Source organism: Desulfosarcina cetonica JCM 12296, from assembly GCF_001311845.1.
Lineage (GTDB): Bacteria > Desulfobacterota > Desulfobacteria > Desulfobacterales > Desulfosarcinaceae > Desulfosarcina > Desulfosarcina cetonica.
Genome location: NZ_BBCC01000193.1, coordinates 1 through 11,335, shown reverse-complemented (window position 1 = coordinate 11,335; position 11,335 = coordinate 1). Strand labels below are relative to the sequence as shown.

At 58.1% G+C, this 11,335-nt stretch carries 7 protein-coding genes and 4 pseudogenes; 8 read left to right on the top strand and 3 right to left on the bottom strand.

Going from position 1 to position 11,335, the window contains the following annotated elements:
* Nucleotides 1-195: pseudogene (locus JCM12296_RS28040) on the bottom strand (bifunctional 2-polyprenyl-6-hydroxyphenol methylase/3-demethylubiquinol 3-O-methyltransferase UbiG); the annotation flags it as partial.
* 138 nt (nt 196-333) lie between these two features.
* Nucleotides 334-1,212: a LysR family transcriptional regulator gene (locus JCM12296_RS40375; protein WP_054700010.1), complete on the bottom strand. Its 879-nt coding sequence runs from the start codon at nt 1,210-1,212 to the stop codon at nt 334-336.
* A 193-nt stretch (nt 1,213-1,405) separates the two neighbouring features.
* Between JCM12296_RS40375 and JCM12296_RS28030 the strand changes: the two genes are divergently transcribed.
* Together JCM12296_RS28030 and JCM12296_RS28025 are read left to right on the top strand one after the other, a co-directional pair.
* A complete protein-coding gene (locus JCM12296_RS28030) occupies nt 1,406-1,933 on the top strand; it encodes a hypothetical protein (protein ID WP_054700004.1) in 528 nt (175 codons plus the stop codon).
* Nucleotides 1,934-2,095: 162 nt separating this feature from the next.
* Nucleotides 2,096-2,902: a carbon-nitrogen hydrolase family protein gene (locus JCM12296_RS28025; protein ID WP_054700008.1), complete on the top strand. Its 807-nt coding sequence runs from the start codon at nt 2,096-2,098 to the stop codon at nt 2,900-2,902.
* A 9-nt stretch (nt 2,903-2,911) separates the two neighbouring features.
* On the opposite strand, the gene JCM12296_RS28020 is transcribed toward JCM12296_RS28025, so the two are convergent.
* Nucleotides 2,912-3,190, bottom strand: a complete 279-nt coding sequence (locus JCM12296_RS28020; RefSeq protein WP_157067962.1) for a hypothetical protein — start codon at nt 3,188-3,190, stop codon at nt 2,912-2,914.
* An 827-nt stretch (nt 3,191-4,017) separates the two neighbouring features.
* Between JCM12296_RS28020 and JCM12296_RS28015 the strand changes: the two genes are divergently transcribed.
* The 6 genes and pseudogenes from JCM12296_RS28015 (at nt 4,018) to JCM12296_RS27985 (ending at nt 11,136) form a co-directional block, all read left to right on the top strand.
* A complete protein-coding gene (locus JCM12296_RS28015) occupies nt 4,018-4,572 on the top strand; it encodes a MerR family transcriptional regulator (RefSeq protein WP_054700006.1) in 555 nt (184 codons plus the stop codon).
* 291 nt (nt 4,573-4,863) lie between these two features.
* Nucleotides 4,864-6,170 (top strand): annotated as a pseudogene (locus JCM12296_RS28005) (ArsB/NhaD family transporter).
* On the top strand, nt 6,167-7,030 hold the full coding sequence (locus JCM12296_RS28000; RefSeq protein WP_054699996.1) for an eIF2B alpha/beta/delta subunit family protein: 864 nt from the start codon (nt 6,167-6,169) through the stop codon (nt 7,028-7,030). Before JCM12296_RS28005 ends, JCM12296_RS28000 begins: the two are co-directional and overlap by 4 nt.
* A 361-nt stretch (nt 7,031-7,391) precedes the next feature.
* Nucleotides 7,392-8,941, top strand: a pseudogene (locus tag JCM12296_RS27995) (acyl-CoA carboxylase subunit beta).
* A 17-nt stretch (nt 8,942-8,958) separates the two neighbouring features.
* Nucleotides 8,959-10,106, top strand: a pseudogene (locus tag JCM12296_RS27990) (sodium ion-translocating decarboxylase subunit beta).
* Between the two features lie 13 nt (nt 10,107-10,119).
* Nucleotides 10,120-11,136 (top strand): hypothetical protein, encoded by a 1,017-nt coding sequence (locus JCM12296_RS27985; RefSeq protein WP_054699994.1) that lies wholly within the window; start codon nt 10,120-10,122, stop codon nt 11,134-11,136.
* Nucleotides 11,137-11,335: the final 199 nt, after the last annotated feature.

Sequence of the window (11,335 nt, the reverse complement as noted above, 5' to 3'; positions counted from 1 at the left end):
GGTGAGCAGGCCGCCGCCACAGCCCACATCCAGCACCCGCTTGTCGCGGATCGACGCACGCGTATTCACGTAAGCCAGGCGCAGGGGGTTGATATCGTGCAGGGCCTTCAATTCGCCCCTGGGATCCCACCAAATGGCGGCCATGGCTTCGAAACGGAAAATCTCATCCTTGTCGATATTGTCGCTTGGGTTCATGCAACCGTTGGTTGTGAGTTGTTTTGGGGTTGTTATCGTTTTTCGGCCAGTGCCATAGCAGAAGGGCGCGATCGGATCAAGCCAATGGTCGCCGTGGGTCGGGCACGACTGCGGCGACCTTGAGGATATTTCTGTGGGTCAGCATTCCCAGATGGCCCTAACACTATCGATGGCCGCCCGGATGACCGCCTCTTTTTCCCGCCGGCGGTTGTAGACCAAATTGAGATCCACCGAGCCCACGATTTCGTTCCAAATGGCCACCTGTCCGGTTTCCTGATAGGTCCGGGCCTCTTCTTCGATCATTACCGCCAGACCGATGCCGGCGGAGACCAGGGTGGCCACTAACGGTTCATGGTCGGCGATGGTGACCTTGACCGGCTTGAGGTTGCGCCGGGCAAAGGCCTCGCTGGCAACCGTGCGGAAGGTGCAGCTGGGCGGCGTCCAGACCCAGGGCATGCCGGCCATCGCCTCCCAACTGCTGTTCTCCATGCGCTCGGCCCAGGCAGACGGCCCCACCACGCGAATATTGAAGCGGTGCAGCAGGATCGCTTCGATCTCCTTGCTAGGTGGCGCGCCATAAACGAAGCCTACGTCCAGTCGTCCCTTGGGCAGATCCTCGAACTGCTGCCAACTCCAGCGCTGGAGCAGGTGCAGGTCCAGCTGGCCGTAGTGGTGCCGCAGGTGGGAGAGCAGCCGATCGATGCGCAGATAGCGGGAATCGATGTGCAGTCCCAGGCGCAGCACACCGCTGACCGCCTCCTTCAGGGCGCCGGCCCGGTCGCGGATCGTGTCGATCATGGACAGGGCCTTGGCGGCCTGGGTTTGCAGCACCTCGCCTTCCTGGGTGAGCCGCATCCCCTTGGGGGTACGGGTGAAGAGCATGATGCCCAGCTCCTCCTCCAGGCTTTTGATATGGGCGCTGACCGCGGGCTGGCTGGTGTTGAGACGTTGGGCGGCGCGGGTCAGGTGCCCCTCTTCGGCAACGGTGATGAATGTTTTGAGGTGATATAATTCCATGCTGATTCGGGTGGCGTCGGGTTGGCAAAAGGTTCGCAAATCCTAAGCCAGCGCCGTGTGCCTGTCAATCAGCTTTTGTGAAGGCCTTCATCCGTTCTTACGATTGGCATTTTGACCGGTGCCGGATTACATCCATACCATTCGACGTGTTGCCAACCCAAACGGATGGACAGACAAGCCAAGGAGAATCTCGATGAACCTCAATGCAATCGGCAATGGCCGACTGGCGAAGGTCCCGTCGGAGCCGCCATGGGCAGACGCACCGACACTGGATGAAACGATCGTCAACATCGCCGGGGTCGTCCCGGGAGATCGGGTACTGTTGACGGGTCACACCGGGGGAACGATCGCCGCCACCATCGCGGCGGCCGGTGGCGTGGTGGTGGAAGCGGCGGCATTCAACTGGCGACAGAAGCCGCCGAAGCGCTTTGACGTTGTCCTCCTGGCCCAAACCTCACCCGGTCTGACGTTGCCCTTGCTGCGGCACTGGTTGCAACCTGGCGGACGGCTGGTGACCTGGCAATTCATCGGGCGGGGCAAGGACAAGGATACGGAGGCTTTCCGGCGACGCCTTCGAGAAAACCTGCATGCCGCCATGCTTACCAGCATCATCATCGGCCGATTGCCGCCGGAGAACGGCGAGGCCATCGTGGCGACCGGTGTTTTCAATCCCCGCGCGACCCGGGTAAAGGAGGCGGCCCATGCCTATTCGATCCGATGAGATCAAGCACATGGCACTGACCGCCGCACCTTGTAAAAACTGGACATAACAAACGGCCGCGTTATATGAGGCCACCATCAGGATGTGCCACCCCGGAATAGGGGCCACCGCTACTTTCGGATGGACATTTTCTCTTCAAAAGCCATGATGGGGGGTGTCAGCATGCGGATCGGCATCGGTCAGATGAACAGCCAGAACGACAAGCAAGCCAATCTTACCCAGGCGGAAGACCTGATCGACCGCCTCGCAGGGGACGGGGCGCAACTGATCATGCTTCCCGAGTATTTCAACTATATCGGCGCCGAGGAAACCATGCCGGCCAACGCCGAGCCGATGGACGGGCCGAGCGTCGACCGATTGCGCCGGAAAGCCATCCGGCATGGGGTTTATATCCACTCGGGCAGTTTTCTGGAGGCTGCCGACGAGAGCATTTTCAACACGGCGATCATCGTCAATCCAAATGGGGACCTCATCGCCAAGTACCGCAAGATTCACCTCTTCGATGTGGAAATCCCCGGCGGCAAGGTCTACAAGGAGTCCAATACCTTTACGCCGGGCAACGAAACGGTGACCGTCAAGATCGGTGACCTGACTTTTGGCCTGGGCACCTGTTACGATCTTCGCTTTCCGGAATTGTTCCGCCGGTTGATCCAGCAGGGCGCGCAGGTCATCCTCGTGTCGGCGGCCTTTACCCTGCAAACCGGTCGCGACCACTGGGAATTGCTGCTCAGGGCACGGGCGGTGGAAAACCTGTGCTGGGTTTGCGCCGCCGGCCAATTCGGCTCCGCGCCTCCCCATCACCAATTCTTCGGTCGCAGCATGATCGTCGATCCGTGGGGCGTCGTCGTCGCCCAGGCATCGGACGGCGCTACGCCTCTGTCAGGGGAAATCGATACAGCGAAACTGGAACGCATACGAACCCGTTTTCCCGCTTTGAACCACCGGCGTGAAGATCTGTTTTCCCATTAGAAGGATTTCTTATTCAAAAATAGCGAACGCCTCAGGTAATCCGCGTGCCGGTATCAGCTCCAATTTGCGCGTGATAATCTGTGCATCTTTATTTATCACCTTGCCTTCTGGAGTGAGAACATAATGAAATTCACCCTGGATGCATTCCAATGAAATGAGTTTATATATCGTGAAATGATAATTCCATTGTTCATATCGGTTCTCAAATCTTTCAATGTCATCCGGCTTGCCATGCAGTTCCAATATGTCAGCACTTCTTTGAATGTCCTTGATCTTATCGGTTGACATCCAATCCGTATGAGAACATCCCGATAGAATGGACAAAATAATGATGGTCAAAAAAACGATTCGCATGGCATTTTTTGATGAAGAAGGAGGGCCGTTATCATCCGGCCCTCTCTGTGATCGGCTATTTGAAGGTGTTTTTCACTTCTGCCGTAGAAGAGGTTTCCATCACGCTGATATGTTGAGACAATGATTTCGTGACGGAAATGGTTTTCGAACCGTCTGGATGTGTTGTCTCTGTGATGGATTTTGTTGCTATTGTCGGTGCACAGCCGATAAAGCAAATAGCGAATCCGATAATCAGTGCTCCCGTGATTTTTTCATCTTTTCTCGTCTCCCTGAAAATAGTTCGTCATCGTTCAATGGCAACATGCCCGTTCAACCGAACAAAAAAATACACTGCATGTATATCAGAAATTTGGAAAGCGCGGCAACATGCAATGTAACATGCTTGGTCATAGCACATTGCCGTGTATCGCGATTTTCCTGTTGACCCGACAACAACTTCACAGTTTATAGCCGTTCCTGTCATGGCCATGGCATAAACCGAACATCTACCATGAAAGGAGAGTGACCATGTCAAACACGATTGGCAAGGCCGAATGGGTCGACATGTTCCGTGAAATCGGGTTGTCGGAGGAAACCATGATGAAATGGCACCGGGTATTCGAAACACGTCATCCCGACGCCCATGCCGCGTTTCTGAAATGGCTGGCGATTCCGGACGCGAGATCACAACGATCCGGCAGAACAGTCGCTAAAGATCATTTAACAAAAAACCAATCGAACCGGTGGCCGCGGTTGCGGCCGCCGGTTTCACGGGATCACGCATGCCGACCTATACGATTTCGCAGTTGGCGCGCACTTTCGGGCTCTCCCGCAGCGCACTGCTGCATTACGACCGCATCGGGCTGTTGCGCGCCTCCCAACGGACCATGGCCGGCTACCGGATATACTCCCAAAAGGATCGAGACCGGCTGGCCCAGATCTGTCTCTACCGGGATGCCGGTCTTTCACTGGCAGACGTTCGGCACCTGCTGGCCGCCCAGGAGCGTCCCGACGTCAAGATCCTGGAAAAGCGGCTGCGGGCGATCGGTGAACAGATCCTCAACCTGCGTAACCAGCAACGTATCCTCACCGCCATGTTGACCAAAATGGCAAGCGGGCCCTACGAACCGGTGATCGACAAAACCCTGTGGGTCAAGATGCTGGCCGCCGCCGGCATGGACGAGGCCGCCATGGCCCGTTGGCATGCCGAATTCGAGCAGCTGGCGCCGGCGGCGCATTATGCGCTGTTGCGCCAGCTGGGCATTCCGGAGCGGGAAGCCCGGCAGATCCAGGCTTGGGCCAGGCGAGCACCGGCTCCGTCGTCAAAAGAAAGGTAATGAAATGCCGATCGTTGGGCTTCCGGATCACCTGCCAACCGGCCTGTGAAAATGTCCTGGACTTTTAACAAGCAGAGGACTAACACTACTCATTATTATCTTCCTTTTCTCTACGGGGGGATTCTCCGGCCGTCCGGGACCTGTCCTTGGCGCGATCCTGTCGGTCCAATGGAGCAGAACGCGCGGCAGGTGCCGCTTTGCCGGTCATCGCGGCCCGTTTCGCAGCATCGCCGTGTTCCCCCTTGCTGAAAGCGTTCTAAACCAACCCATTTGATAATTTGGAGTGACCCCATGGGGCCGGATGCATGGATTGCCATCACTGTTTTTGTCGTCGTGTATGCGTTCATCGCCTTCGAGTGGATGAACAAGGCCATTGCGGCCCTGCTCGGGGTGATGGCCCTGTTGATCCTGGGCGTCATCGACGAGCACACCGCGGCACGTACCATCGACTATGAGACCATCATGCTGCTCATCGGGATGATGGGCATCGTGGCGGTGCTGAAAAAACCGGCTTCTTTTCCATGATCACGGTGCGTATCGCCAAGATGACCGGTGGCCAGCCCCTGCGTATCCTGATTCTCTTCTGTTCCGTGACAGCGGTGATTTCGGCCTTTCTGGACAATGTCACCACCGTGTTGATCATGGTGCCCATCATTGTCGAGCTGACGCGCGGCATGGGCCTGGATCCTCGCATTTACGTGGTCGCGCTGGCCATGGCCTCCAACTTGGGCGGCACGGCCACCCTGGTGGGAGACCCCCCCAATATCATCATCGGCACCGAGGTGGGGCTGACCTTCAACCAGTTCATCGGCAATCTGTTTGTTCCCGTGGCGCTTTCCACCGTGGGCGTGATGGGCTATTTCTGGGCTGCCCATCGGAAGGGCTTCAAACCCATCGACGATGACCTGATCAAGCTCTTCTCCGTTCAACTGCTGATCGAGAAGATCGAGTACGTTTTCCTTAAAACCCAAATTGACCGCACCTTCCTGATCAAAAGTGTGGTCTGCCTCGGCGTGGTTCTGCTGCTGTTCGTCTCCCAGACGGTCACCCACCTTTCCCCCGGGGTGGTGGCACTGACCGTGGCCATGATTCTGTTCATCATCACGCGCATGGACATGGAGCAGATCCTTCTGGAGATCGAGTGGAGCACCCTTTTGTTCTTCGCCGGCCTGTTCATTCTAGTGGGCGCCCTGGAAGCGCAGGGCGTGATCGAATGGCTGGCCCGCAATATCTTCATGCGCGCCGGCAGCAACGTGTATGTGATGACCTTGATGGTGCTGTGGGTGTCGGGGATTGTCTCGGGCTTTATCGACAACATCCCTTTCACCATCACCATGATCCCCATCGTCCAGATGATGCTGGCCCAGAACCCCGTGCCCCATAATATCCTCTGGTGGGCCCTTTCCCTGGGCGCCTGCCTGGGCGGCAACCTGACCATGGTCGGCGCGTCGGCCAACATCATTTCCACCGGTATGTTGAAGAAATACGGATACGCGATTTCATTCGGCGAGTACACCCGCTGGAGCGCTCCCGGTGCGCTCCTTTCCCTGGTGATCTGTTCCCTGGGATTGACCGTTTACATATGGATATGCGTATGACCGACAAGTCTAATCAGACCCTCTATGACCTGATTCGGGCCTACATGCAGGCTTTGGGAACGTCACGAACCACGGTCGTGGCCCTTAAGTCCTACATGGATGCGGTCCAGCGGCTGCGATGCGCACCCGACGAATTCAGGCCGATGCTTCATCGGCTCAATACGGTCATCAAGAATACCGAGCCCAAGGTCGTCCCCCTGGTGCATCTGATCGAGGCCTTCGAGGAGGAGATGAATGCCGCCGGCGATCTTCCCCTGGAAGCGGCCCGGCGACGGGCCGTGGAGATCCTGAGCCGGCAGCAGGCGCGGTTTGAATCGGCCACGTTCCGGGTGACCGGACATTGCATGGATGCCATTGCCGATGGCGACCTGATCATTGTCCATTCACCCACGGCCTACATCCGGGACGCCCTGGTGCGGACGCACACGGATTTGAAACGGACTTTCCGGGTGCTGGTGCTCAAGCAGGATTTCCTCCGCACCAAGGAGCTGATCAAGAAGCTGGAGCAACACGCCGTCGACCACATCGTGATTCCCGAATACAACCTGAGCCATTACCTGCGGTCGGCCGGCAAGCTGTTTGTCGGCGCTGTTTCGGTGACCCCGGACAATCAGGTGGTGGCCGGCATCGGCACGGCTAACGTGGTCAGCCTGTGCCACTGGTACCATGTACCGGTCTATCTTTTCGTCGAATCGATCAAGTTCGCCCACACATCCCTGCCCGAACAGCATATCTACAATGAGATGCAGGATAAAACCGAGGCCGGTTTCACCTTTCACATGCAGACCTTCTCCCATGATTTCATCGATCTGGCCATGGTCGACCATCTGGTTACCGAAGTCGGCGAGATCGCCCCTTGAAGGGGTTGTTTGAAGCCCGTCTGATTCTCGCTATCGAGCTTTTACAGATCCCCCAAGTTCTCTTGGAAGTGCAATTGTGATGAATCGTTGCGGGTAATCAGTACTCCCAACTCCGATGGGTCCGGTCAATCGGAATCGGCGGGTCTATAATCGGCTTCGTTACCTGTTCCACTGGCCGGAACGAACATTCCATCCAATTGGATTTCATCTGTTTTTATCCATTTATCGGCAGTGGTGGAAGTGCGCAGGCGGCATGGCATGGTCGTTGCTCAGACTCTGCCCTTCATTATCTTGAATGCTGTAGATTCATTCATCTTCATTTGTTCACCATTTTAATAAATTGGATAGACAAGGAGGCATCATGGGCTCCAACGAACAGCTCGATCGGCTGGCCCGCAAAAACGACCAGGCGCTGGCCGGCGGTGGTGAGGACCGCATGGCCAAACAGCATGCCGCCGGCAAACTCAGCGCCCGGGAGCGGATTGACCGGCTTTTGGATAGCGGCACATTTGTTGAACTGGACCGCTTCAAAACCCACCGTTGCGTGGATTTTGGCATGGACGCCGAAAAGATTTACGGGGACGGTGTCGTCACCGGCCACGGGCTCGTGGCGGGACGCCAGGTCTTTGTCTTTGCACAGGATTTTACCGTGTTCGGCGGTTCTCTTTCCCTTTCGCACGCCGAAAAGATCTGCAAGGTGATGGACATGGCCATGAAGGTCGGGGCTCCGCTGATCGGACTTTGCGATTCCGGCGGTGCCCGCATTCAGGAGGGGGTGATGAGCCTGGCCGGGTACGCGGATATTTTTCTGCGCAATGTCATGGCCTCGGGCGTCATCCCCCAGATCACCGCCATCATGGGACCCTCGGCCGGCGGAGCGGTCTACTCACCGGCTTTGACCGACTGGATCTTCATGGTGGAGAAAACCGGCTACATGTTCATCACCGGCCCTGAGGTGATCAAGGCGGTCACCCGCGAGACGGTAACCAAGGAAGACCTGGGCGGGGCCATGGCTCACAACACCACCAGCGGGGTGGCCCATTTTGCAGAGCCTGACGACGCCACCTGCCTGGCACGCATCCGCGAACTGCTGGCCTTTTTACCCCAAAACAACCTGGAGACGCCGCCCTGCGTGGCGGCCACCGACGATCCCCTGCGCCGGGACGAGGCGTTGCGCGAACTGGTGCCCAGCGATCCCAACAAACCCTATGACATTCGCGAGCTGGTCCGTTCCAACCTGGACGACGGTTATTTCTTCGAGGTTCAGGCGCTTTACGCCCCGAACATCGTGGTCGGGTTCGGCCGCCTGGATGGCGCCACGGTGGGGATCGTCGCCAACCAGCCCCTTTCCATGGCCGGTTGCCTGGACATCAACGCTTCACTCAAGGGGGCTCGCTTCGTGCGCTTCTGCGACGCCTTCAACATTCCCCTGATCGTCTACGAGGATGTCCCCGGTTTCCTGCCCGGCACCCACCAGGAGCACGGCGGCATCATCAAGCACGGTGCCAAGCTGATCTACGCCTTTTGCGAGGCGACGGTGCCGCGCATCACCGTGATCACCCGCAAGGCCTACGGCGGTGCCTACTGCGTGATGAACTCCCGGCATATCCGCGGCGATCTGGTAGTGGGGTTCCCCACGGCTGAAATTGCGTCATGGGCGCCGAGGGCGCCGTGAACATCATCTGTCGGGACGCCATAAAAGGCGCCGAAGATCCCGATGCCGAGCGCAAGCGCCGGGTCGAGGACTACCGGGAGAAATTCGCCAATCCATACAAGGCCGCCGAACTGGGGTACATCGACGATGTCATCGACCCGGCCGACACCCGCCCGCGACTGATCCAGGCCCTGCGGCTGCTGAAAACCAAGCGGGACGTCAACCCGCCCAAAAAGCACGGCAACATTCCGTTGTAAAAGGAAGGAGAACGCTTATGTCGTGGGATCAGGTCCTGGATCTGCTTGTCAGTATTCTGACCACCCAATCCGGTCTACCGAACCTGGTTTTCAAGCAGGTGATCATGATGGGGGTGGCTTTCTTTTTCCTTTATCTGGCCGTGGTCAAGAAATACGAGCCCCTGCTCTTGGTGCCCATCGGCTTTGGCATCTTTCTGGTCAACTTTCCCCTGGTGCCCCTGATGGGTTTCACCGAACACGGCGCCCCTGAACTGATCCGGGTGTTCTACAAGTACGGCGTCGAGTGGGAGGTGATTCCCTGCGTGATCTTTCTGGGGTTGGGGGCCATGACCGATTTCGGCCCCTGATCGCCAACCCCAAGACACTGCTTGTCGGCGCGGGCGCCCAACTGGGGGTTTTCATCACTTACATCGGTGTGCTCTTTTTCGGGTTCACGCTTAAGGAAGCGGCCTCGGTGGGCATTATCGGCGGCGCCGACGGTCCGACCACAATCTACCTGACCGCCAAGCTGGCGCCGCATCTTCTGGGGGCCAACGCCCTGGCGGCCTACTCCTACATGGCCATGGTGCCACTGATCCAGCCGCCGATCATGCGCCTTTTAACCACGCCGGAACAGCGCCGCATCCGCATGCGCCAGTTGCGGCCCGTCTCGCCACGTGAGAAAATTCTTTTCCCCCTGATCGGCTCGATCCTGATTATTCTCATGGTGCCGGCCGTGGCCCCTTTGATGGGCATGTTCATGTTCGGCAATTTCATGCGTGAATCGCTGGTGGTCAAACGCCTTTCCGACACGGCCCAGAACGCCCTGATGAACATCGTGACAATTTTTCTGGGATTGTCCGTGGGCGCCACCATGGAAGCGGAGAAGTTTCTGACCGTCAAGCCGTTGTTGATTTTCAGTTTCGGCCTGCTTGACTTCGTGGTCTGCACCTTCGGCGGCATTCTTACCGTGCACATCATGAACCTTTTTATCAAGGAGAAGATGAATCCCCTGATCGGTTCGGCCGGTGTGTCGGCGGTGCCCATGTCGGCCCGCGTCTCCCATTCCGAAGGGCTCAAGGCCGATCCGGACAACTGGTTGATCATGCATGCCATGGGACCGAACCTGGCCGGTGTTATCGGCTCGGCCGCCGCCGCCGGTATGTTCATCGCCATGTTTCAATAGGAGGCGGCAAACCATGCGAACCGTATGCAAGCACAAGCATCGACCGTTCCGGTCGCTCCTGGTAGCGGCCCTGATTGGCCTCTTCTGGTGCGCCGATGGTCAGGCCACGGGCCTTTTCTCCTCGGTTGACACGGAGAAACCCAATCCGGTGTTCACCCAAAACGGTGACTGGGTTTCGGCGAAGTTCATTCCGCGGGCCAAAAGCACCAGCGTCACCGTGGATTTTCAGGTGGCCTCGGGCGGAACCTTGGAAGGGGTCAAGGGCGTCGATTTTTTCACCATCGACCGACCCGAGGTGGATATCAAGAACTTCAAGTCGGCAGCCTTTGAAGTTGACGTCCGTGATGTCGCCCCGGGGGGAACCGTCAGGGTGGCCCTGCGTTCGGATTTCTTCAGTATGTCGACGGCTTTTTACGTCTTCAATCCCCATCTGGCGGCTCCCTGGATCCGGGACGCCCAGAAGGAGAACCGCCTGATCGCCAATCGCGTGCGCGAGATCGTCATCGACATCCAGGACGGCGGTGATCGGGATGCCGATGGGGCCGTCAACGGACGGATCCAGCTCATCGGTGGTCCCCGCGATTCCTTCTGGGGGTATGCCCTGGGCACGCTTTTCATCCGCTTTTTCGGTATTTTTTTCGTCCTTACGCTTTTGATGGTCGGCATGTTTGCCTCGGGATGGGTATTTACCTGGCTGGCGCGCACACACCAGGCCAAGCCGCCGGCCGAGGCACGGAAGGCCGCGTCGGTCCAACAACCGACGCCGCCGGCCCCGGCTGTACCTGCGACGCCGATGAAACCGGCGGCTCCGACCGAACCGAACATGTCCGAAGCAGCTGTGGCCGCCATTGCCGCGGCCATCTATCTGCGGGACACGGCTGCGGCCATGGCGGTCATCCGTCAGCTCCCGAAAACATCGACATCGGCATCGGTACACGCACCGGCGCCTGGGATGGCCTGGAGCCTGGCTGGACGCGAGCGCATCATGCAGGAACGGTTGGCCGTGTTTCGGCAGGCCGGTCGACGATAACCCCTTTAATACAATCGAGGAATACCCATATGTTGTATCAGCTCAAAGTCGGTGGACAGGATTTTAACGTGGAGATCGGGACGCAGCAGGCGGATCAGCTTCGCGTGACGGTCAATGGAACCCCGTACGATGTGGCCTTCGTGCAGCCGGCGGGGGCGGCTATGCCCCAGGTGGCCGCCGTTGTGCCCGCATTCGGCGG